The following is a 22,978-nucleotide window of genomic DNA, read 5'->3' as shown; positions in this document are numbered from 1 at the left end:
TGTGGCCGATGGGGCCTTTGCAGTAGGGGACAGCTATGAAATTTCTCGATCTTGCAAAGGTCTACATCCGGTCCGGGGCCGGAGGTGGCGGCTGCGTCAGCTTCCGACGCGAAAAGTACATCGAATACGGCGGACCCGATGGCGGGGACGGCGGTAAGGGCGGTTCGGTATGGGCCGAGGTCGTAGACGGACTAAACACCCTGATCGACTTCCGTTACCAGCAGCACTTCTTCGCCAAAAACGGTCAACCCGGGCGCGGTCAGCAGCGTACTGGCAAGGATGGTGATGACATCATCCTACGTGTGCCTGTCGGAACCGAGATTCTCGATGAAGACGAAGAGACCGTGATCTGCGACCTGACGGAAGTTGGTCAGCGGGTCCTGTTAGCCAAAGGTGGCAACGGCGGGTTCGGTAACCTCCATTTCAAATCAGCCACCAATCAGGCTCCACGCCGTGCCAATCCGGGGCAGGCGGGGATTGATCGCACGATTTGGTTACGCCTGAAGCTGATTGCGGATGTGGGTCTGCTTGGGATGCCCAATGCGGGCAAGTCAACCTTTCTGGCCGCAACATCAAACGCTCGGCCCAAAATCGCTGACTATCCCTTTACTACGCTGCACCCAAATCTGGGCGTTGTCGGCGTAGATAACGTGGAATTCGTCGTCGCAGACATCCCCGGCCTGATCGAAGGCGCGCACGAAGGGCGTGGGATTGGAGATCGCTTCCTCGGCCATGTCGAACGCTGCGCCGTTCTGCTGCATCTGGTCGATGGCACGTCCGAAACCGTCGCCGAAGATTACCGCACCATCATTCACGAACTTGAGGCCTATGGCGGCGAGCTTGCGAACAAGCCGCGTATCACCGTTCTGAACAAGGTTGACGCTCTGGATGAGGAAGAACTTGAGCTTGCCAAGGAAGAGCTCGAGCAATCCGTGGGTGGCCCGGTTATGACGATGTCTGGTGTTGCGCATCTGGGTGTAACAGAAGTGCTGCGCGCTTTGCGGGCACAGATTGATGAAAACCGCCTGCGGCAAAAACCCACCGAGGAGGCAGAGCCTTGGCAACCCTGACCGCCGCAAACCGCATGGTGGTCAAGATTGGGTCCGCCTTGCTGGTGGATCGGAATACCGGCCAGTTGCGATTGGAGTGGTTGCAATCGCTCGCACAGGATGTGGCATGGCTAAAAGGGCAGGGGACAGATGTCATCCTGGTATCTTCAGGCTCGATCGCGCTTGGGCGTGGAGTTCTTGGATTGCCAATGCAAACCCTGCCGTTAGAGCAGTCACAGGCTGCGGCTGCTGTTGGTCAAATTCGGTTGGCCCGAGCGTATGAAGAAGTATTAACGCCACATGACATCAAGACCGCGCAGGTTTTGGTGACGCTAGAGGACAGTGCAGATCGGCGGCGATACCTGAACTCTCGCGCGACGCTTGAGACATTACTTGGGTTAGGTGTTGTGCCTATCGTTAACGAAAATGACACAGTGGCGACCGATGAAATTCGGTATGGGGACAATGACCGGTTGGCTGCACAGATCGCCGTGACGGTCGGCGCAGATCAATTGATTTTGTTGTCAGACGTTGACGGGTTCTATACTGGCAACCCGATCGAAGATACCACCGCAACTCGATACGAGGTGATCAACCAGATCACGCCCGAGATCGAGGCCATGGCCGGTGATGCGGGATCGGGTCTGTCTAAAGGCGGAATGAAAACCAAGCTTCTCGCCGCCAAGATGGCAACGGCTGCCGGCTGCACCATGGCAATAACTGAAGGGTCAACATTGAACCCGCTGAAAGCGCTGGAAAACGGCGCGAATTGCACTTGGTTTACAGCAACACTTGATCCGCATGCTGCCCGGAAACGCTGGATATCGGCCATGAAACCGCGTGGTGAGATCATGATCGATGATGGTGCGGTTACAGCTCTGACAAACGGTAAAAGCCTTCTTCCTGTTGGAATTGTTGAAGTGACCGGCGAATTTGGACGCGGTGACCCAGTTACGATCCTAGACCCAGCAGCGCGACCACTGGCGCAAGGCCTCAGCCGCTATACCGCGCAAGAGGCCGACGCGATCAAGGGGCGCAAGTCCTCTGAAATCGAAACCACACTAGGCTACCCGGGCCGCGCAGTGTTAATCCATCGCGATGATCTGGCGCTTTGATAGAATAGAGAGAACCACCTGAAAGGCTTACGAGATGAAAGACTTCGACAGTATTCCCAGCCTGATGGAAGACCTCGGCAAACGCGCGAAATTGGCTTCGCGCGAACTGACATTTGCCAGCGCCGAACGAAAGCACGCGGCGTTGATCGCGGCTGCAGATGCCGTATGGAACAATCGCAATGATATCATTGAGGCCAACAAGAAAGATTTGGAGTTTGGTCGCGAGAAGGGCCTAAGCCCCGCGATGATGGACCGCCTGATGCTGGATGAGGCGCGCGTTCAAGGTATGGTTGACGGCTTGCGAACCGTGGCTGAACAGGCCGATCCGGTGGGTGAGGTTCTGGCCGAATGGGACATGGCCTCGGGTCTGAACATTCAGCGTGTACGCACGCCTTTGGGTGTGATCGGAGTGATCTATGAAAGCCGCCCCAATGTGACGGCGGATGCGGGTGCGCTATGCCTGAAATCGGGCAATGCAGTAATCTTGCGCGGCGGGTCCGAGAGTTTTCATTCGTCAACCGCTATTCATGCCTGTTTGGTCGAAGGACTGAAGGCCGCCAACCTGCCCGAAGATGCAATCCAACTGATACCGACCCGTGATCGTGCCGCAGTGCAAGAGCTGCTAACGATGACAGATTACGTTGACGTCATTGTCCCGCGCGGCGGCAAAGGTTTGGTCGGTCTTGTGCAGCGCGAGGCGCGCGTGCCGGTCTTTGCCCATCTTGAAGGCATTGTTCATATCTATGTCGATAAGGCTGCAGACCCTCAGAAGACGCTGGATGTGGTATTGAATGCCAAGACGCGGCGCACTGGCATCTGTGGTGCTGCGGAGTGTTTGTTGGTGCATCAGGACGTGGCGGAAACGCTTGGGCGTGACGTCATTGCGGCGCTTCAAGCGGCGGGTGTCGAGGTACATGCACAAGGCATCTTGGCCAATGATCGCACTATTGCCGCAACTGATGAGGATTGGGGCAAGGAGTTTTTGGATAGCATCATCGCAGCCAAGCCTGTTGCTGACATCGATGCTGCGATCGATCATATCAATACGTATGGTTCCAGCCATACAGATTGCATCATGACAGAGAACACTGCTGCTGCAGCGCATTTCTTCGAACGCCTCGATAGCGCGATACTGATGCACAACGCCTCAACCCAGTTTGCCGACGGTGGCGAGTTCGGAATGGGTGCCGAGATCGGCATCGCCACGGGCAAGATGCATGCTCGCGGACCTGTCGGGGCAGCTCAGTTGACCAGCTTTAAATATCTGGTTCGTGGAAACGGAACGACGAGGGCTTAGAATCTCAGTTTCACCAGGGTTGTGGTCGTTTCTACCGCAACCCGACGCCCCATCGCAGCGGCGGTATCGGGCAACAGTGCAAATTGAACATGTGCCGGACTGACTTTGCTGGCAAAACAGCCGGTTGAAACCCCTTTCCACAAATCGGGGTCGAGGTTCAGTTTGTCGGCTGTTCCTGTCACAGTCCACGCATCACCCCGAGTTTCGATCTCCACCTCACCACCAAACGGCATCGCGCTTTCGCAGCACATCACGGCGAGGAAGGCGAGTTTAACCTGATTGCGCGGCACGGGTTCGGTCAGGTTCCATGTGATCCGAACCCGGCTCGCCTTTTCAAGATCCTTCAGCAGTTCAATTACCTCAGTTCTTCCCAGCGGTTGATCACTGGCTGCCCCAAAGGCCACGCGAAAGAACCGGATGCGCGCGCGCGCGCTTCCGACGCTGCCGGTAATCAGCTCCATCTCGGGACCCTGGACTGCGCCAACCATCTCCAACAGTTCAAGCCCGTTGGTGATTGCCCCAATTGGGCTGATCAGATCATGACAGATCCGAGAGCCGATCAATTCGGCCAGGTTGACGTCTGAAGCGCCCATGCGTACCTCCTGCTGCATCTGCCTCAGGACCCGGAGCCCAATATGACAGATCTGAATGCCATTCTTGCACCGGGCATGTATGTCCGCCACCCCGATTTCCCCGATTGGGGCGTTGGACAGGTGCAGTCCAATATCGGGGGCAAGATCACCGTAAACTTTCGCGAGCAGGGGAAAGTGGTAATCGACGGGACACGCATAGCCCTGATGCCGGTCTTTGATCCGTGAAACTGGTTTAGGAAAGGTTAACAACTCAGGCGAAACGCGGGCTTGTTGCCTTTCGTAATGCAATCGCGCTATCAGCGCGCAATCACAAATAACGGACCAAATATTGATGCCGAATAAAGGCCCCTCATTCACCGTAAAACTTGCTGAAACCGAGGCTGAACAACGCTCAGCCCAGCGTCTGCGTTACGACGTCTTTGTGCGTGAACTCGGCGGCGGTGGTGAGATGGTGGACCACGAGTTCGGGCTCGAGAAAGACCGGTTCGACCCGCATTTCGATCATATGCTGGCCATCGATGATTCAACGCGCGCGGTTATCGGCGTCTATCGATTGCTTCCCGGTGAGCGAGCGGCCGAATTGGGGCAGTTCTATTCCGAGGATGAATATGACCTCACCGTTTTAAAGCAAAGCGGGCGCAAACTGTTGGAACTTGGGCGCTCGTGCGTGCATCCGGATTACCGCGGTGGCACCGCGATGTATCACCTGTGGAATGGGCTGGCGGCCTACGTCACGGAGCGCGAAATCGAAGTTTTGTTCGGCGTCGCAAGCTTTCATGGCACCGATGTCCAGAAGCTGGCACAGCCGCTATCGATGCTGCATCACAACCATCTAGCCCCTCCAGACCTTAGGGTCCGGGCACAGCCGGGCGTGTTTCAGCCCATGGACCTTCTCCCGGTCAATGCCCTGGATCGTCGTGCCGCCATGGTTCAGGTGCCATCCCTGATCAAGGCTTACCTCCGTCTGGGTGGTTTCGTCGGTGAGGGGGCCTTTATCGATCATGCATTCAATACAACCGATGTGTGCCTGATCCTCGACACCACCCGCATGAACGCGCGTCAGCGACGCATTTACAGTGGAGCGTAACGAGGTGAGCGATCCCTCATGGCAGAGCGAAGACGAACCTGATCCGATCGAACTTGGTGTTCTTGGCTGGATATTGGTGTTTTTGCGCGGCGTCCCTCTGGCGGTGCTAGTTTTTGGGGGCCTGATCGTTCTGCTGTCGATACGCTTGATCGAACGTCCATTATGTGGCGTTCAGCGACCAGTTACACCTTTCATCAGTCAATTTGTCTGCCGCAACGCGTTCAGGATCCTCGGGATAGGATTTCATAGCTCTGGTGAGTTGATGCGGGAACGTGGCGCCGTGGTCGCAAATCACACGTCGTGGCTGGACATTTTTGCGCTGAATGCCCGCAAACGCGTGTACTTTGTCTCGAAAGCCGAGGTGGCGAAATGGCCGGGGATTGGTTGGTTGGCACAAGCAACCGGTACGGTATTCATTGAGCGAAATCGCCAAAAAGCTCGCGAACAGACCCGCATATTCGAAGCGCGCCTTAAGGCCGGGCATAAGCTATTGTTCTTCCCAGAGGGCACTTCGACAGATGGTTTGCGAGTTTTGCCATTCAAAACAACGCTTTTCGCCGCGTTCTTTACGGATGAGCTGCGTGAATTCATGTATGTCCAACCCGTCTCGGCCATTTTTCATGCGCCCAAAGGGCAGCCTGCACGTTTTTACGGTTGGTGGGGTGACATGGATTTCGGACCGCATCTGCTCAAGACGTTGGGCGCGCGACGACAAGGTTGGGTGGAATTAATATATCATGAGCCCGCCAAGGTCAGCGATTTTGAGAACCGTAAAGCTCTGGCAGCACATTGCGAACAGGCCGTGCGGCACGCTCACAGCTTGGCGCGGCTTGAAAAATAAGGGCATTTGGCCCTTGCACTGTCTCAAATCCTGTCATATACGCGCGCCATTCAAACCCGCAGGCGGGGTTTGGGTCATTTGAGGGAGACATCCTTATCTGGCCCGCCGGTTGGAGCATCCGCTTCTTTCACCCCCGCCGAGGCGTAAACCGGAAAAGGAAAATAGCATGGCTCTTCCCGAGTTCTCCATGCGTCAGCTGTTGGAAGCTGGCGTTCACTTTGGTCACCAGACACAGCGTTGGAATCCCCGCATGGGCCCGTTCATCTACGGCTCGCGCAATGGTATCCACATCATGGACCTGACCCAGACTGTTCCGATGCTGGATCAGGCTCTGCAGGCAGTTCGTGACACCGTCGCAAAAGGTGGCCGCGTTCTGTTCGTAGGCACCAAGCGTCAGGCTGCTGGCCCGATCGCTGAAGCCGCTGAAAAGTCGGCTCAGTACTACATGAACCACCGCTGGCTGGGCGGCACGCTGACCAACTGGAAAACTGTTTCCCAGTCGATCAATCGTCTGAACCAGATCGACGAAGCGATGGAAGCGGGTGCCGAAGGCCTGACCAAGAAAGAGCGTCTGGGCATGGAACGTGACCAAGGCAAACTGCAGGCATCGCTGGGCGGTATCCGCGAGATGGGCGGCGTTCCTGATCTGCTGTTCGTCATCGACGTCAAGAAAGAAGCGCTGGCCATCGCCGAAGCCAACAAATTGGGTATCCCGGTTGTGGCTGTTGTCGACACCAACTGCTCGCCCGACGGTGTTGACTACATCATCCCCGGCAACGACGACGCAGCGCGCGCCATTGCCCTGTACTGCGACCTGGCCGCACGCGCCGCTCTGGACGGCATGACCGCACAGATGGGTGCTGCAGGTGTTGATCTGGGTGCATTCGAAGAAGCTCCGGTTGAAGAAGCACCCGCAGAAGAAGCCGCGCCGGAAGCCAAAGCCGAAGCGTAAGCTGCCCGTCACGTAAATGACATATGGGGCAGGGTAGACCTGCCCCAATTCCGTTTGAATTGAGGAGAGCCAAAAGATGGCAATCACAGCAGCAATGGTAAAAGAACTGCGCGACTCGACCGGCGCAGGCATGATGGACGCAAAAAAAGCGCTGACCGAAACCGGCGGCAACATGGACGAAGCCGTTGACTGGCTGCGCACCAAAGGCCTGGCCAAAGCAGCCAAGAAATCGGGCCGTACCGCCGCCGAAGGTCTGGTGGCCGTTCACGTCAACGGCGGCAACGGTGTTGCAGTCGAAGTGAACTCGGAAACCGACTTCGTTGCGAAAAACGGCGAATTCCAGGAAATGGTCGGCAAGATCACCTATGCAGCCGAAGGCGTCGATGATGTCGAAGCTCTGCTGGCAGCGGATCTGGGCGGCAAGTCGGTTGCAGACACCCTGACTGACAAGATCGCCACCATCGGTGAGAACATGTCGGTACGCCGCATGTCCAAGCTGAGCGGTGACACTGTCGTGTCCTATGTCCACAATGCTGCAACCAGCGGCATGGGCAAAATCGGCGTTCTTGTTGCTCTGTCTGGCGGCGATGAAGCCTTCGGCAAGCAGGTTGCAATGCACATTGCAGCAGTGAACCCGGCGGCCTTGTCTGAGGCGGACATGGACCCGGAAGTTGTCGAGAAAGAGAAGCAGGTCCAGATGGACATCGCCCGCGAATCCGGCAAGCCGGAGCAGGTGATCGATAAGATGATCGTCGGTCGTATGAAAAAATTCGTTGCCGAGTCGACTCTGCTGAACCAGGACTTCGTTGTGAATCCTGACCTGACCGTCGAAGCTGCGGCTAATGAAGCGGGTGCAACCATCACCGGATTTGTCCGGATGGAAGTAGGCGAAGGCATCGTTGTCGAAAAAGAAGACTTCGCAGCCGAAGTTGCGAAGGCAGCTCAAGGCTAAAGATAAAATGCAGCCTCACTGAGGGGCTGCAATCCATAAAAAACCCGGTTGCGATGCAGCCGGGTTTTTTTGTGCTAGGCAGCTTTTCAATGCGCAGTAAACAACATCAAGGAAAAGAGGAGATTGAGGGGCCCTGCATGATGGGGATGGAAGGGCCCCTCAAAAATTCCGACAAAGCGACGCGGACGAATAGACGCCTCTATGTCAGAGCGATCAGAGAGCTTTGGTATTACAAAGATCCAATCAAAACGTTCCCTGGCTAAAGCCACCACTCACGGAACAATACCAATTTGCAATTTATGGGGGAGATTCGGAAAGTCATGTATTCCTTACCCTAGGTCAATTTGACGCAATGTAGCGTCAAATCAGGGTCAGGCTTCCATTACAAACATCTGGTTATGCAAAGTCGCCTTAAGCACAGCCTGCGCTGTGGTTTCAACCGAAAGCGCCTCGCGCGCCAGCCTTAGGTGCTTTTCCACCGTCGCGGCAGTCAAACCCATAAGCAACGCGATGTCCTGAGTGGTCTTTCCATCCCCAACCCATTGAAGCGCCTCTCGCTGCCGCTTAGTCAGAGCGCGGTTCGGAGCGTTGTACGGTAAGGTAAGGATTTTTAGATGAGCAACATTGTTCATCAGCAAAATATCCTTGCCGTGTTCCTGCCAGATCTCGTCCACTTCATCCTGATCATGCATTCGGGCTGCAAGTGAGATCGCGCCTTTGGTTCGCATCGAAACCGAGTTGAAGCTGACCGTATAACCCGATGTAAGACCCAAAGATTTGTTAAACTCATAAACCCTAAGTTCTTCGGGTGTCATAACACCGCTGGACATCATGTCATTGATCATGCTCCAGCTTGCCGCGCCCTCATGATCCAAGGCCCATTTCAACATCGGAGCGTGAAAATACAATCCCGAGCGGAGGAACCCATCAAGGTAATCTTTGCAGTGGTTGGACAGGATGACGAAATCCTCGGGGTCCCCCAATGATGTCGCCGTGCGATACTGGGTGTAACCATACAGCAACCGATCAAATCCGAACTTTGCCATCTGGCGGCAGTGGGCATCCCACAGCTCTTCCAATGTCTTGGTATAGCTCAGAAAGTTCAGATAATCGTTGAGGTTCATCCAGTGCCCCCCTCAGCCAAATGGGCCGCAAGGGCATTCAGCGCAAGCACATAGCTATGTGCGCCGAATCCACAAATCTGACCAATGGCAACTGGGGCGACGTATGATTTGTGTCGAAACACTTCGCGCGCGTGAATATTTGACAGATGAACCTCTACAACCGGGACTTCGGCGGAAGAAATCGCATCCATCAGCGCGACCGACGTATGGGTGTATCCACCCGCGTTCAAGACGATTCCATCCTGTTCGCCGCGTGCTGCGTGAATCGCATCAATCAATGCGCCTTCGTGGTTGGTTTGAATATGCGTGATCGTCTGATTCAGTGCCTGACCATGAGCAACACACAGATCCTCAATCATCTTCAAGGTCGTTGATCCATAAACCTCGGGCTGCCGCGTCCCCAGCAGATTCAGGTTCGGACCATTCAGAACCAATATTTTTTGCATATTCAAACTGTCCCCATCTTCTTCTTTTTCATAAACCCGAAAATTTGAGGCGTCCAGCGATCATCGCCCCTTTGGCGCGAGTGGTTGTGTCGCATATTGGTAAGAATCTAAAGTTTTGAATGAATATCAGCTCATTTAGTTCCCATTGTGACCACAACTTTACCGAGAGTTTTGCGCTGGTCCATCTTGGCGATCGCTTCCGCCGCGCGTTCAAGTGGGAACCGGGCGCTGATACGAGGGCAGATGGCACCGCTTCGATACATTTTGAACAGTTCACCCACATTCTGAGAATGCCCTTTCGGATCCCGAAACACTGACGCGCCCCAAAACACGCCGACGATTTGACATCCTTTGAGCAGCGTCAGGTTCAACGGAATGCTGGGAATGCCTGCTGGAAAACCGACGACCAGATATCGGCCTCCCCACGCCAAACTGCGCAAGGCAGGTTCGGCGTAGTCCCCGCCAACGGCGTCATAGACCACGTCCACACCTTCGCCACCGGCCAGCGATTTGATTTCGGCAGACAGCGCCTTTTGCGCCGCTCGGTCCAGATCTCGTGGATAAATCAGTGTTTTATCTGCACCAACGTTTTTGCAAAACTGTGCTTTTTCTTCGGACGAAACTGCCGCGATCACATGCGCACCCATGGCTTTGGCAAGCTCTATCGCGGCAGAGCCAACGCCACCCGATGCGCCAAGCACAAGTACGGTTTCCCCCGAGAGCAGCTGCGCTCGATCTTTGAGCGCATGGTAAGACGTGCCATACGTGAATATGAAACACGCGGCGTCTTCATATGGCATATCATCCGGGATTTTGATCGCCGTCGCTGGTTTGAGCGTCAGGTGCGTGGCGAACCCTCCATGTCCTGTCAGCGCCAGAACACGATCACCGGGCAAGAAATCAACGACATCTTTGCCGACGCTGGTGATCTCACCTGCAATCTCGCCACCTGGGGCAAATGGACGAGGAGGCTTCATCTGGTAAAGGTCCCGGATCATCAGCGTATCTGGAAAGTTCACTCCGGCCGCGTGTATTCGCACCAATATCTCACCAGCCTTTGGCACGGGATCGGGCAGGGTGGTCAACTCCAATGTTTCTGGTCCGCCCGGTTTGACGCTGAGTAATGTCTGCATATGCCCCACTTGCCCCTTGCTTCGTTTGAATTGAAATCGTTGGATTACACGAACGTATTGTCAAGATGACCGCCGCTCTGGGTCTCAAACGATAGGCGCAAAGAGCAGATCACCTGAAAGGAGATTTCATGACGCCCGAGACATTGTTTTCACTCAACGGAAAAACTGCGCTGGTGACAGGTGGGGCCACGGGTATTGGCCGGATGGCAGCCGAGGCGCTTGTTCGCGCCGGTGCTCATGTTCTGATTGCCTCGCGCAAGGGTGATGCATGTGAACAGGTTGCGGCAGAGTTGAACGCGTTAGGCACCGCCGGATCTGCAGAAGGTTTTGCAGGCGATATCGGCAGCGAAGTGGGTATTGATGCATTAGTTGGTGAGGTCAACAAACGAACGCAATCTATTGAAATATTAATGAATAATGCTGGTGTTACCTGGGGCGCACCGATGGGCCAGTTTCCCCACTCGGCGTGGGACAAAGTGATGTCCGTCAATGTCGCAGGTATATTCGATCTGACCCAAAAGCTACTACCGCTTTTAATGAAATCAGCCAGCGACGATGATCCAGCACGGGTCGTAAATATTGGATCGGTTATGGGCGAGGTCCCGATGGGTGACGGGGCCTACAGCTATTCCGCGTCAAAAGCCGCGGTGATTCACCTGTCAAAAATCATGGCCAAGGAACTTGCGCCGTATCGTGTCACAGTAAATGCTCTGGCGCCTGGGCCGTTCGTATCGCGCATGACCGCGTTTGCAACCGAAGATGAAAGTAAGCGCGAGCGTGTCGGCAAGGCGGTACCGTTGGGTCGCGTGGGTCGTGACGAAGATATCGCGGGCTGTATGTTGTTCCTGTGTGGCCGCGGTGGCAGCTACATCACGGGTGCGGTGTTGCCGGTATCCGGCGGGATCAACGTCCAGACAGGGGGTAACATCTTTGCCGATGCTCTTTAGCCCCAGATCGACCGCAGGATTGGTAGATGAAAGAAACCGATAGTACATTAGATATCAACGCAGTTGAGACCTATCTTAACTCTCATCTTCATGGGTTTCACGGTCCATTGAAGGCGACAAAGTTCACCGTAGGCCAATCCAACCCGACATATTTGCTCAGCACACCGCGTGAGGCATATGTTTTAAGGCGCAAGCCGCCGGGGGTTCTGCTGAAATCAGCCCATGCAGTGGATCGCGAGTTTCGCGTCATGAGCGCGCTTGCTGGCAGCAATGTGCCCGTGCCGAAAGTTCACCTGCTATGCGAAGATGACCGGGTGATAGGGTCGGCTTTTTACGTAATGGAATATCTGCAAGGGCGTACGTTTGTAGATCCGGTCATGAAGGGTGAAGACAACGACATACGTACGGGCGTGATTGATGAAATGAACCGCGTTCTGGCTGAGTTACACATGGTCGATATCGATGCAGTTGGTCTTTCGGATTACGGGCCACCTGGCAACTATTTCGAACGGCAAATTGCCCGCTGGACCAAGCAATATCGTGCTTCTGAGACCGAAACTATCCCAGACATGAACCAGTTGATTACCGCGCTCGAGCATCAAGTTCCCGAGGATGAAAACCAAAGGACGTTGGTGCACGGGGATTATCGCATCGACAATCTGATGTTTGAAACGAATGGCACAGGCTGCATCGGGGTCCTGGATTGGGAATTGTCGACCATCGGCCACCCATATGCGGATCTCGCGGCAGTTATCATGCAATGGCAGCTGCCTCCGGGAAAAGAGGGGCGCGGATTGGCGGGCGTAGACCGAGAAAACCTTGGCTTACCAACAGATCGCGCCTTTGTCGCAAACTATTGCGCACGTCGCGGCATTCCAGCGATCGAGAACTTTGGGTTTTACCTTGCTTTCAATTTCTTTCGAATGGCTGGAATTCTGCAAGGTGTTTACAAGCGCGCACTTGACGGAAATGCATCTGATCCGAAGCGGGCACAGGCATTTGGTGCCTATGTCCCAATCTTTGCCCAACATGGCTTGTCTGCTCTACGCAGCGAGGCGTAAGCGGTTTGACCCAAACGGAGTTGCCTCATGGGATTTGATCCGACCTCATTGGCCAATATTCGCAAATGGATGAACAGGTATGTGGACCAGCGCAAATATGCGGGCAGCGCGCTTCTGATCCGCCAGCACGGGAAAGAGGCGTTCTTTCATACTTGTGGGCGGCGTTGCATAGAGAACGACCTTCCCTTCCAACGTGATAGTTTGGTTCGGATATATTCGATGACGAAACCGGTGACCTCAGTTGCCCTTATGACTCTGGTCGAACAGGGATTGTTTCATCTCGACGCTCCAGTTTCCGAGTTTCTGCCTGAATTTTCGTCCATGAGGGCCCTTATTCCGGACGCAACTAGTCTTGATCAGACTGAGGATGCGCCGTCACCGAGCTTGCATCAGCTTTTGACCCATACCAGCGGGATGAGTTACCCGTTCAATCCCGGCCTGCTGCCCAAGGCCATGGACGACCTTGATCTGATCTTTTCACCACAACAAGGCCCTCTGTCAGAAAGGGTTAAGCTGTTGGCGCAACTCCCACTGGCCTTTCAACCCGGTGCGCGATGGGAATACTCGGTCGGAATAGATGTATTTGGGCGCGTGATCGAAGTGGTATCAGGCAAATCGCTCGACGAATTTCTGACTGAACATATCTTTGAGCCCCTGGGTATGAATGAAACCGCGTTCTCAGTGCCTAATGGGGCAGGGGACAGGTTTGCCTCACTCTACACCCCGTTGGAAGGTGACGCGATGGCGCTGAACGCCGCAAAATCAGGCGGCGAAACACTCCGATTGGTGGATAATTTCGGGCAATCTCCATTCGAGGCGGCGACTACTTTTTCCGGAGGCGGCGGGCTGATCAGTACGATCGACGACTTCAGTAAATTCGCCGAAGTGTTGCGGAGCAAAGGAACAGGAAATGGCGTGAGAATCCTGGGGCCAAAGACGATGGAGTTTATGTTTCGCAATCACTTACCGGCCGACATTGCATCAATGGGGCCGCAAAGTTTCGCGGAACAACCCATGGACGGGACAGGTTTCGGTATCGGAGGAGCGGTGGTTCTAAACCCGGCACTTGCCAAATGCCCTGGTTCGGTTGGTGACTTCGGCTGGGGTGGTATGGCATCGACGTATTTCTGGGTCGATCCAGTCAATGATCTGACGACCGTATTCTTCACTCAGCTTTCGCCGTCCAGCTCCTATCCATCGCGCGCCGAATTGAAGGCCCTTGTGCATGCAGCACTCGTTGAATGATCGGTTGTCGAATGATACCGGAAAAGTCTGGATGCAGGAGACCCCAAGATGACCGAAGCCGAACGTGTACTGCTTGATCTGCTGAATATCGAGAGGCTCGAAGTCGATCTATTCCGCGGCACCGGTTCAGGCGGTGAAACGCCAACGCGCATCTTTGGCGGTCAAGTGATTGCACAGGCGCTTGCGGCAGCCTACCGGACGGTTGAAGATCGCCTGTGTCATTCGCTACATGCTTATTTCATTCGCCCCGGCGATCCGTCCATTCCCGTTATATATCAAGTGGATCGCGCACGAGATGGAGGTTCATTTACGACCCGTCGCGTGGTTGCGATCCAGCATGGCAAACAGATCCTGAACATGTCCGCCTCATTCCACAAACAGGATGATGGGTGGGATCATCAGCATCCGATTCCCAATGTTGATGGTCCAGAACACCATCCATCGCGTGACGATCTGCGGCAAAAGTATCTTGGCCGCGTGCGGGACAAGCTGAAGTCAGAGTTTCTGCGTGAACGTCCCATCGAAGTGCGCGAAGTTGATCCTCTGGACCTGTTCACGCCCTCAAAGGCAGATGATAAGAACTATCTCTGGTTTCGCATGGGTGCGGCGAATGATGCGGACACGATTACGCAACATCTTCTCTTGGCCTATGCCTCAGATATGGGGCTGCTCACTTCCGGGATGAGGCCCCATGGGCTGAGTTGGTTTACTGGTGAAATCGACGGTGCCAGTCTGGACCACGCCATTTGGTTTCATGCACCCGTTAAGTTTCAAAACTGGCATCTTTATTCAATGGAATCACCATGGACAGGGCAGGGGCGCAGCTTCAATCGCGGATCGATCTTTTCTCAGGACGGAAAGCTGGTTGCGTCAGTCGCGCAAGAAGGCCTGCTCAGACGGCGTCGGTCACGTCAGATATCACCGATAAAGCGTTGATTAATCTTATTCATATTACTTAACCATCCATCATAGTCTTCGATCTTCATGCGCATGTAATCAGAGACTTGCGGATGCGGAAGAACCAGAAAACGCTCGGCAGTAATTGCCTCAACACAGGATTGTGCAACTTCAGCAGGCTCAATTATTCCGTCGAACGCGGCAACAGAATCTTCATATCCACGCATCATCTCCGACCGCACAGCTTGCGGACACAAAACAGAAACTCGGATGCCACGGTCGCGATATGTCAGAGCGATCCACTCAGCAAATCCTACGGCCGCGTGCTTGGTTACTCCATACGGCGCAGCGCCGGGTATGTTGAGCAGTCCAGCGGCAGATGCAGTAAACATCATGTAACCGCCACCACGCGCAACCATCCTTGGGATCAGATGCCGAGCAGCCCAGACATGCGACATTACGTTGATTTGCCAGATGCGCTCCCAATCCGTGTCAGGTACGTCAAGCCCACCAAACGTTAGAATGCCAGCGTTGGCACAGAACAAATCAATCGGAGCAATGGTATCCTCGACTACATCGATCAGCTTTCGAATATCGCTTTCTTTGGAAACATCACATCTGATTGCATCGCCGCCGATTTTCTCGGCCACGACTTGCGCGCCAGTAAGATCGATATCCGTACAGACCACATGTGCGCCTTCCTTTGAAAACCGTTCTGCAAGACCTTTGCCAATGCCACTTGCTGCACCGGTGATTACAACGGTTTTTCCATTTAGATCCATCACGATATCCGTGTTCTACATTTCAAACACAGCGTAACATCCTGGGAAACCACAGCCAATGCGGATTAGGCAGCTGTGGTTTATCCACCCGATTATTTACATAATACCGATTATACGTTTAATCGATAAAGCTTCAGTAAAACGCCTGCAAACCTGTTTGCGCCCGCCCCAGGATCAATGCATGGACGTCATGTGTCCCCTCATAGGTATTGACGGTCTCCAGATTGATCATGTGGCGCACGACTTGGAATTCGAGCGATATCCCATTGCCGCCGTGCATATCACGCGCCATTCGAGCGATGTCCAACGCCTTACCGCAATTGTTGCGTTTAATGATCGAGATCATCTCAGGTGCAGCCTCGGCCTGATCCATCAAACGTCCGACACGCAAGCTTGCCTGCAAGCCGAGTGAGATTTCGGTTTGCATCTCTGCTAGTTTGCGCTGAAAAAGTTGGGTCTGTGCCAGAGGGCGATTGAATTGCTTCCGATCTAATCCGTATTGACGTGCTGCGTGCCAACAACATTCCGCCGCACCCATCGCACCCCAACTGATACCAAAGCGTGCGCGGTTCAAGCAGCCGAACGGGCCCTTTAGGCCTTGAACATGAGGCAGCAAGGCACCCTCGTCCACTTCAACACCATCCATGACGATTTCACCGGTGATCGAGGTTCGCAGACTCAACTTGTTTTCGATCTTCGGAGCGCTCAATCCCTTGGCACCTTTGTCCAACACAAATCCGCGGATCTTACCGTCATGCGCATCGGATTTGGCCCAGACCACAAAAACGTCGGCAATCGGCGCGTTTGAGATCCACATCTTACTGCCGGTCAAGCGATAGCCACCATCAATCTTCTCGGCGCGGGTTTTCATTGCCGCCGGATCAGAACCCGCATCCGGTTCCGTCAGGCCAAAGCAGCCGATCCATTCTCCGCTGGCCAGTTTCGGCAGGTATTTGCGCCGCTGTTCCTCGCTGCCATAGGCATAGATTGGATACATCACCAACGAGCTTTGCACCGACATCATCGAACGATAGCCAGAATCCACACGTTCGACTTCGCGCGCTACCAGGCCATAGGTGACATAACCGGCACCAATTCCACCGTATTCCTCAGGAATTGTCGTGCCGAGCAGACCCATTTCGCCCATCTCACGAAAGATTTCTGGATCCGTTTCTTCGTTTTGGAAAGCCTGCGTAACGCGCGGCTGTAGTTTTTCTTGAGCATAAGCACGCGCGCTGTCGGCGATCAGGCGTTCATCCTCTTCCAACTGGTCAGACAGGCGGAATGGATCATCCCAGTTGAAACTGCCAAGTTCGGGTGCATCCTTCGCGCGCAGGACCGGTTTTGTATCTGGAGCATTCATTTTGTTTCTCCGGCAGGAATTGGTTTGTACAATCATAACCTGAGCTATTGTCAAAAAACAGCGAGACATTTGCATGGTTTCATGATCAAAACGCATAGATGAGACCGATCCGCCCTACTCTACCGCCCGTATCTGCACTGCGCGCGCTTGAAGCTTTGGATCGACTTGGGTCAGCATCGGCAGTCGCTGATGAAATGGCTCTGACGCAAAGCGCTGTCAGCCGACAACTTCAGACGCTCGAGGCGCATTTGGGCGCCGAGTTGGTTAGTCGTGATCGAAAGCGGCTATCACTCACAAAGGCGGGGCAAGACTACGTTCGGGAAATTCGGCCAGCCTTGTCGCAGATCGCACAGGCTGCATTGAAATTGCATGTTGCTCCGGCCGGCGGAACACTAAACTTGGCGATCCTGCCAACGTTCGGAATGCGTTGGCTGGTGCCGCGTCTTCCCGACTTTGCGCGGCTCCACCCTGATATTACGATCAACATGACCACGCGACTGAGGCCATTCAGCTTTGCATCCGAACCCTTTGATGCGGCATTACATTTTGGGGAGCCGGATTGGCCTGGAACCGATCGCTTGTTGTTGAGTATGGAGCGTGTTCTACCTGTTTGCGCGCCCGGTCTCTTACCGCAAGGCGCGCCAACCTCACCTCGAGACTTACTCAAACTGCCTTTGTTGCACATCCATACCCGACCCCGTGCATGGCAAGACTGGTTTCGCCAAATGGGAATCGAACATCAGCACCCTCTACCCGGCACGGTCCACGACCAGTTCAACACGATCAATCAAGCTGCGTTGCATGGATTGGGTGTGGCGCTACTGCCGAACTATCTGGTCGAACAGGACCTGGCGACCGGCAAACTGATTGCGGCTTTCCCAAACGCAATTGAGGCTATGGGTGCCTATTATCTGGTTTGGCCGCGCGAAAAGTCCGACGACGACGCCCTGCGGCAGTTCAGACATTGGTTGGCGTCTCAAGCACAAACCGAAGAAGCGCTACCGCGTTAGCCCAACGCGTACCCTGCCCCACGAACCGTACGCACCGGATCTTCACCGCCGTGCTGTGTCAATGCTTTGCGCAAGCGACCGATATGGACATCAACGGTGCGTGTATCGACATAGATATCGCGCCCCCAAACACGGTCAAGCAATTGCTCGCGGCTCCAGACACGGCCGGGTTTTTCCATGAATGTGCTCAGCAGCCGGAATTCAGTTGGTCCCAATTTCAAAGGCTTATCGTCTCGGCTGACCTTGTGGGTCTCGGAATCCAGAATGATATCATCGAACTCCAGTCGGATACCTACTGTCGCTGGCCTCACTCGGCGCAGTTGCGTCCGGACACGCGCCATTAATTCCACGATCGAGTACGGTTTGACCACATAATCATCCGCGCCCGTCTCAAGGCCGCGCACCTTGTCGACCTCCTCGGACCGGGCCGACAGCATGATGATCGGGATCGAGCGCGTGTCAGACCGCGATTTCAATCGACGGCAGACCTCGATACCACTGAGATTGGGCATCATCCAATCAAGAACGATTATGTCAGGGCGATCTTCTTCGACCAGCAGTAAAGCTTCTTCCCCATTGGCAGCGCGTGATACGCGAAACCCTTCGGCATCCAGATTATAGGCCAGCACCTCTCGCTGAGCCAGCTCATCCTCAACCACCAGTACCGTCGGTTGATCAGCGGACATGTCGAAAGTCTCCTAGATCGTTTGAGACGTGTTATCAGCTTTGGGCCGGGCTTCGCTGGGCCGCTCACCAGTAACGAGATAGACAACCTGCTCTGCGATCGCTGTCACGTGGTCGCCCATCCGTTCGATGTTCTTTGCGATGAAATGCAGGTGCATGCAGGATGATATGTTGCGCGGGTCCTCAGCCATGAAGGTCAGGAACTCGCGGAACAAGCCGTTATACATTTGGTCCACTTCCTGATCGCGTTCGATTACGTCGGTGGCCAATTCTGCGTCTCGCTGGATGTAAGCATCCAGCGCATCTCGCAACATCAGTTCAACTTCGCGCGCCATGCGACGCAGCGCGGCGGCGCTGCCGTTGATCTCGCCCGCATTGACCAGAACGGTGGTTCGCTTTGCAATGTTCTTGGAGTAATCGCCGATCCGCTCGAGGTTGGCTGAAACCTTGAGCACAGACAGAACCAATCGTAGATCACCTGCCGTGGGGGCACGCAACGCAATCAGCCGTGCGGTTTCTTCGTTGATCAATTCTTCCAGCGCATCGATGGCCTTATCGCCCTGTCGCACTTCCTGCGCCAATTCCTCGTCGCGGGTTTCCAGCGAACGGGCGGCGCCCATGATGGCGGCTTCGACCAAGCCACCCATCTTCATAATATGGGCTTGAATGGCCTCGAGATCCCGGTCGAACGCGGATGCAATATGTTGTTCGGTCATGTCTGAATACCTGTTCTCAGCCGATCCGGCCGGTAATGTAGCTTTCGGTCCGGGGGTCTTCGGGATTTGTAAATATCTGGCCGGTCTCACCAAATTCGACCAGATTGCCCAGGTGGAAAAACGCGGTCTTTTGGCTAACACGCGCGGCCTGCTGCATTGAGTGGGTAACAATCACCACCGAATACCGCTTACGCAGATCATCTATCAGTTCTTCGACCTGTGCCGTCGCAATCGGGTCTAGCGCCGAGCATGGCTCGTCCATCAGCAAAACCTCTGGTTCGGTCGCGACGGCGCGGGCGATACATAGGCGCTGCTGCTGGCCACCGGACAGGCCTGTTCCGGGCGCGTCCAGACGATCCTTCACCTCGTCCCAGATAGCACCGCGGCGCAGGGATTTCTCAACGATCTCATCCAGTTCCGCTTTGTTTTTCGCAAGGCCGTGGATGCGAGGACCATAAGCGACGTTGTCATAGATCGACTTTGGAAACGGGTTGGGCTTCTGGAACACCATGCCCACTTTGGCGCGCAGCTGCACAGGGTCGACCCGTTTGTCATAGATATCTTCACCATCCAACAGAATATCCCCGGTGACGCGGCAGATATCGATGGTGTCATTCATCCGGTTCAGGCAGCGCAGGAACGTGGACTTGCCGCAGCCCGAGGGGCCGATGAAGGCGGTAACCGTCTTGTCTTCGATCTCGACATTCACGTCCTTGATGGCATGGGTATCGCCATAGTGGACCTGAACATTATTCGCGGCGATCTTGATTGCTTTGGAGTCCACGGTTCTCTCCACTCGTGTCATATCGTTCATCATTGCCCCCTCTTACCAGCGGCGTTCAAAGCGGCGGCGCAAGATGACCGCAATGGTGTTCATTGTCACGAGGAAGATCAACAGAATGATGATGCCCCCCCATGCGCGTTCGTAAAAGGCCGGGTCAGCGCGTTTGGACCATTCATAGATCTGCGCAGGCATGGCCGAGTTCGGAGACAGGAACCCCGCAACGATTCCGTCCGGCGGGTTTGAAGCGATAAAGCCTACCATCCCGATCAGCAGCAACGGAGCCGTTTCCCCCAGCGCTTGTGCCAGGCCGATGATAGTACCTGTCAGGATGCCCGGCGCTGCCAGTGGCAGGACATGGTGGAACACTGCCTGCATTTTCGAGGCCCCTACCCCAAGCGCCGCATCTCGGATCGAAGGCGGCACCGCCTTAAGTGAAGCGCGGGTCGAGATGATGATCGTGGGCAGCGTCATCAGCGTTAGCACCAATCCACCCACCAGCGGGGCTGAGGTCGGCAGGTGCATGTAGTTGATGAACACCGCCAGTCCGAGGATACCAAACACAATGGACGGTACGGCTGCGAGGTTCGAGATGTTCACCTCGATGATATCGGTCAGCCGGTTTTGCGGCGCAAATTCCTCAAGATAGATTGAAGCGGCTACACCAATGGGCAATGCCAGTGCCAGCACCACGAACATCATGAACAGTGAGCCAAGCATGGATACACCGATCCCGGCCGCTTCGGGCCGTTGGTCAGAGGCGTCCGAGCCAAAGATGAAATCCGGGTTGAAGGCTTTGTACAAGATGCCCGCATCCCTTAGCTGGTCAACAAAGTCCAACTGCGCGACCGAGATGCTCTTGTCATTGGCAATAGACTCGCGCGTCACGCGACCTTTCATGTAACCATCGACACGGCTGTTGACCAGAAAGCGGAAGCTTACGGTTTTTCCAATCTCATCCGGATTGGCGATAACATAGTTCCTCAGTTCTGCTTGTGCGGCCTTCGACAGAATCTTACCCATTTCTTTGGGTTTCAGATCTGTTTGAATGCCAAGCATTTGTACTTCGGATTCCAACGCCGAAGCGATCAATGGGGCGTAACCAAAGGTTGAGACCTTTTTGATATCCTCGATGTTACGATTGCCCTTTTTATCCAGCTTGTCTTCCTTCAGCTCGACATTCAGCTCTAGAGAGCTTTGTTGGAAAGCGCCAGTACCAGCGGTCACGATATTGGTCACCAGAACGATCAACATCAGCAGACCGATACCAATGGCGGCGATGCCATACAGTTTGAACCGCCCCTCAGCGGCATTGCGACGTTTAGTGCGTGCATCCTTATCAAACAGCGAACCTTTGGGTTTCGCAGCAGAAGAAGCGCCAGGGGATTGGGAAATATCGGTCATTCGTACTGCTCCCGGTATTTGCGTACGATGTAGAGGGCGAAGATATTCAGCCCCAGCGTGATGACGAACAGCGTGAGACCCAGTGCGAAGGCCACCAGCGTTTCAGGGCTTGCAAAGTCGGTATCGCCGGTCAGTTGGCTGACGATACGGGTGGTGATAGTCGTCATCGCCTCAAAGGGATTACCCGAGAATTTCGCAATCGCACCGGCCGCCATAACCACGATCATGGTCTCGCCAATGGCCCGACTAGCAGCCAACAGGATCGCACCGACGATACCCGGCAGCGCTGCTGGCAAGACCACCTGACGCACAGTCTCGGACTTGGTTGCTCCCAACCCAAGCGAGCCATCTCGCATCGATTGGGGCACCGCATTGATGATGTCATCCGATAGTGAGGATACAAACGGGATCAGCATGATCCCCATAACCAGACCTGCAGTCAGAACGGCGTTGGAACTTGCCATCCAGCCAAGCCCCAGTGCCCCGCCGTCCCCGAACAGGGACACCAGCGCCGGACCAACGGTCAACAAAGCAAATAAGCCGTAAACGATGGTTGGGATACCGGCGAGAATTTCAAGCAGCGGCTTGGCAATCGAACGGGTCGCTCCGGTCGCGTATTCCGACAGATATATCGCCGCAAAAAGGCCAATCGGCACCGCCACCAGCAGCGCGATTACTGAGATGTATAGCGTGCCCCACAGCAGCGGCAGGATCGAAAGCTCACTACCTCCACGGAAGTTCGGGGCCCATGTGCTGCCAAAGAAAAAGTCTTTCCATGAATGCAGTTGGAAGAAATTCATCGTCTCGAACAGCATTGAAAGAACGATGCCTACGGTTGTCAGAATGGCGATAGAAGCGGCCAGAAGAAGCAGCGCCAAAATACCTTGCTCGACTACATTGCGGGCGCGGAATTCCTTGTGCGTGCGGATATACGCAAATGCGGCTCCCAAAAGCGCAACGACCAGAACCATGATCTGCATTGCGGTTGAACCGGTCGACGTCATGCTACGGTATTTTTGAGCGGCCAACAGAATGGGCTTTGAGATGTCTTGAGTCAGAACCTGACCTGCATCTTTCAACGATTGTGTCAGTGCTTCGATATCTGCATCGGCGTTGCGCGCCTGCACCTCGGACAGCAGTCCAGACGCAATCGCACCGTCTAACCCATAGGCGACGCGGCGAACTTCGCTCATGACCAGACCACGATCAGAGCCTTCGGCGATCGCAGTGTCAGGGATCATACCTGACACCGTGTTGTTCACAATCAATGGCTGCACCAGAAGCCACAGGATCAGCAATCCCAGCGCGGGGACAAGCGCGGTAAGCGCGACATTGTACCCATAATAGGATGGCAAGGAATGCAATGCGCGCGCATCACCCTCGGCACTTGCCAAGGCGCGGGACCGGCCCGCGAAGTACCCAAGCACCGCCAAAGCAAGCAGGGTGAGCAAAATCCAGGATAACGCCATGTGAACTCCGTGGGTATGGCAGAGTTGGAG

24 protein-coding genes are annotated in these 22,978 nt (G+C 54.8%); 13 read left to right on the top strand and 11 right to left on the bottom strand.

Going from position 1 to position 22,978, the window contains the following annotated elements:
* The first annotated feature begins 35 nt into the window (after positions 1-35).
* The 3 genes from obgE to ACR0IU_RS00805 are packed head-to-tail and all read left to right on the top strand — an operon-like array spanning position 36 to position 3,461.
* On the top strand, positions 36-1,070 hold the full coding sequence (obgE, locus tag ACR0IU_RS00815; protein WP_480454882.1) for a GTPase ObgE: 1,035 nt from the start codon (positions 36-38) through the stop codon (positions 1,068-1,070).
* Positions 1,058-2,164 carry a glutamate 5-kinase gene (gene proB / locus ACR0IU_RS00810; RefSeq protein WP_170470191.1) on the top strand — a complete coding sequence of 369 codons (1,107 nt, stop codon included), beginning with the start codon at positions 1,058-1,060 and terminating at the stop codon, positions 2,162-2,164. Before obgE ends, proB begins: the two co-directional genes overlap by 13 nt.
* A 34-nt stretch (positions 2,165-2,198) precedes the next feature.
* Positions 2,199-3,461 (top strand): glutamate-5-semialdehyde dehydrogenase, encoded by a 1,263-nt coding sequence (locus ACR0IU_RS00805; RefSeq protein ID WP_480714921.1) that lies wholly within the window; start codon positions 2,199-2,201, stop codon positions 3,459-3,461.
* Here ACR0IU_RS00805 and ACR0IU_RS00800 read toward each other — a convergent pair.
* Positions 3,458-4,054, bottom strand: coding sequence for a histidine phosphotransferase family protein (locus ACR0IU_RS00800; protein ID WP_480714920.1), 597 nt, complete (start codon positions 4,052-4,054; stop codon positions 3,458-3,460). The genes ACR0IU_RS00805 and ACR0IU_RS00800 overlap by 4 nt on opposite strands.
* Before the next feature lie 42 nt (positions 4,055-4,096).
* On the opposite strand from ACR0IU_RS00800, the gene ACR0IU_RS00795 reads away from it, so the two are divergent.
* The 5 genes from ACR0IU_RS00795 (at position 4,097) to tsf (ending at position 7,886) form a co-directional block, all read left to right on the top strand.
* Positions 4,097-4,279 (top strand): DUF3553 domain-containing protein, encoded by a 183-nt coding sequence (locus tag ACR0IU_RS00795; protein ID WP_010440107.1) that lies wholly within the window; start codon positions 4,097-4,099, stop codon positions 4,277-4,279.
* Between the two features lie 106 nt (positions 4,280-4,385).
* Complete coding sequence (gene olsB / locus ACR0IU_RS00790) at positions 4,386-5,141, top strand: L-ornithine N(alpha)-acyltransferase (protein WP_480714919.1); 756 nt, start codon at positions 4,386-4,388, stop codon at positions 5,139-5,141.
* A gap of 4 nt (positions 5,142-5,145) precedes the next feature.
* Positions 5,146-5,982 (top strand): lyso-ornithine lipid O-acyltransferase, encoded by an 837-nt coding sequence (gene olsA, locus ACR0IU_RS00785; RefSeq protein ID WP_480714918.1) that lies wholly within the window; start codon positions 5,146-5,148, stop codon positions 5,980-5,982.
* A 166-nt stretch (positions 5,983-6,148) separates the two neighbouring features.
* Positions 6,149-6,934: a 30S ribosomal protein S2 gene (rpsB, locus tag ACR0IU_RS00780; RefSeq protein ID WP_480714917.1), complete on the top strand. Its 786-nt coding sequence runs from the start codon at positions 6,149-6,151 to the stop codon at positions 6,932-6,934.
* A 76-nt stretch (positions 6,935-7,010) separates the two neighbouring features.
* Positions 7,011-7,886, top strand: coding sequence for a translation elongation factor Ts (gene tsf, locus ACR0IU_RS00775; protein WP_480714916.1), 876 nt, complete (start codon positions 7,011-7,013; stop codon positions 7,884-7,886).
* 371 nt (positions 7,887-8,257) lie between these two features.
* Here the strand turns inward: tsf and ACR0IU_RS00770 are convergent, their stop codons facing one another.
* The 3 genes from ACR0IU_RS00770 to ACR0IU_RS00760 all read right to left on the bottom strand — a co-directional run bounded on the left by ACR0IU_RS00770 (position 8,258) and on the right by ACR0IU_RS00760 (position 10,589).
* Complete coding sequence (locus ACR0IU_RS00770) at positions 8,258-9,010, bottom strand: LuxR family transcriptional regulator (RefSeq protein WP_170770871.1); 753 nt, start codon at positions 9,008-9,010, stop codon at positions 8,258-8,260.
* Positions 9,007-9,456 (bottom strand): type II 3-dehydroquinate dehydratase, encoded by a 450-nt coding sequence (aroQ, locus tag ACR0IU_RS00765; RefSeq protein WP_010440129.1) that lies wholly within the window; start codon positions 9,454-9,456, stop codon positions 9,007-9,009. Before aroQ ends, ACR0IU_RS00770 begins: the two co-directional genes overlap by 4 nt.
* A gap of 131 nt (positions 9,457-9,587) precedes the next feature.
* Positions 9,588-10,589: an NADPH:quinone oxidoreductase family protein gene (locus ACR0IU_RS00760; protein ID WP_480714915.1), complete on the bottom strand. Its 1,002-nt coding sequence runs from the start codon at positions 10,587-10,589 to the stop codon at positions 9,588-9,590.
* Between the two features lie 128 nt (positions 10,590-10,717).
* On the opposite strand from ACR0IU_RS00760, the gene ACR0IU_RS00755 reads away from it, so the two are divergent.
* From ACR0IU_RS00755 to ACR0IU_RS00740, 4 genes are read left to right on the top strand one after another with little or no spacing between them, the layout of a single operon-like run.
* Positions 10,718-11,536: an SDR family NAD(P)-dependent oxidoreductase gene (locus ACR0IU_RS00755; RefSeq protein WP_480651297.1), complete on the top strand. Its 819-nt coding sequence runs from the start codon at positions 10,718-10,720 to the stop codon at positions 11,534-11,536.
* Positions 11,537-11,562: 26 nt separating this feature from the next.
* Complete coding sequence (locus tag ACR0IU_RS00750) at positions 11,563-12,597, top strand: phosphotransferase family protein (protein ID WP_480714914.1); 1,035 nt, start codon at positions 11,563-11,565, stop codon at positions 12,595-12,597.
* 27 nt (positions 12,598-12,624) lie between these two features.
* Positions 12,625-13,842 (top strand): serine hydrolase domain-containing protein, encoded by a 1,218-nt coding sequence (locus ACR0IU_RS00745; protein ID WP_480714913.1) that lies wholly within the window; start codon positions 12,625-12,627, stop codon positions 13,840-13,842.
* A 48-nt stretch (positions 13,843-13,890) separates the two neighbouring features.
* Positions 13,891-14,778: an acyl-CoA thioesterase gene (locus ACR0IU_RS00740; protein WP_480714912.1), complete on the top strand. Its 888-nt coding sequence runs from the start codon at positions 13,891-13,893 to the stop codon at positions 14,776-14,778.
* On the opposite strand, the gene ACR0IU_RS00735 is transcribed toward ACR0IU_RS00740, so the two are convergent.
* Positions 14,754-15,521: an SDR family oxidoreductase gene (locus ACR0IU_RS00735; protein WP_480714911.1), complete on the bottom strand. Its 768-nt coding sequence runs from the start codon at positions 15,519-15,521 to the stop codon at positions 14,754-14,756. The genes ACR0IU_RS00740 and ACR0IU_RS00735 overlap by 25 nt on opposite strands.
* 133 nt (positions 15,522-15,654) lie before the next feature.
* Positions 15,655-16,884, bottom strand: a complete 1,230-nt coding sequence (locus ACR0IU_RS00730) for an acyl-CoA dehydrogenase (RefSeq protein ID WP_170539713.1) — start codon at positions 16,882-16,884, stop codon at positions 15,655-15,657.
* A gap of 98 nt (positions 16,885-16,982) precedes the next feature.
* Here ACR0IU_RS00730 and ACR0IU_RS00725 point away from each other — a divergent pair, with 98 nt between their 5' ends.
* Complete coding sequence (locus tag ACR0IU_RS00725; RefSeq protein ID WP_480714910.1) at positions 16,983-17,894, top strand: LysR substrate-binding domain-containing protein; 912 nt, start codon at positions 16,983-16,985, stop codon at positions 17,892-17,894.
* Here the strand turns inward: ACR0IU_RS00725 and phoB are convergent.
* From phoB to pstC, 5 genes are read right to left on the bottom strand one after another with little or no spacing between them, the layout of a single operon-like run.
* Positions 17,891-18,580, bottom strand: coding sequence for a phosphate regulon transcriptional regulator PhoB (gene phoB, locus ACR0IU_RS00720; protein ID WP_010440149.1), 690 nt, complete (start codon positions 18,578-18,580; stop codon positions 17,891-17,893). The two genes, ACR0IU_RS00725 and phoB, sit on opposite strands and share 4 nt — an antisense overlap.
* A gap of 12 nt (positions 18,581-18,592) precedes the next feature.
* Positions 18,593-19,294: a phosphate signaling complex protein PhoU gene (phoU, locus tag ACR0IU_RS00715; RefSeq protein ID WP_010440152.1), complete on the bottom strand. Its 702-nt coding sequence runs from the start codon at positions 19,292-19,294 to the stop codon at positions 18,593-18,595.
* A 16-nt stretch (positions 19,295-19,310) separates the two neighbouring features.
* Positions 19,311-20,108, bottom strand: coding sequence for a phosphate ABC transporter ATP-binding protein PstB (gene pstB / locus ACR0IU_RS00710; RefSeq protein ID WP_010440155.1), 798 nt, complete (start codon positions 20,106-20,108; stop codon positions 19,311-19,313).
* A gap of 12 nt (positions 20,109-20,120) precedes the next feature.
* Complete coding sequence (pstA, locus tag ACR0IU_RS00705) at positions 20,121-21,479, bottom strand: phosphate ABC transporter permease PstA (protein WP_480714909.1); 1,359 nt, start codon at positions 21,477-21,479, stop codon at positions 20,121-20,123.
* Entirely contained in the window at positions 21,476-22,948 is a 1,473-nt protein-coding gene (gene pstC, locus ACR0IU_RS00700) for a phosphate ABC transporter permease subunit PstC (RefSeq protein WP_480714908.1), read from the bottom strand. The genes pstA and pstC overlap by 4 nt, the downstream gene beginning before the upstream one ends.
* Between the last annotated feature and the right edge of the window lie 30 nt (positions 22,949-22,978).

The organism is Ruegeria sp. CL5, assembly GCF_056536485.1.
The sequence above is the reverse complement of the archived record's forward strand: the minus strand, read 5'-3'. Positions and strand labels throughout refer to the sequence as shown.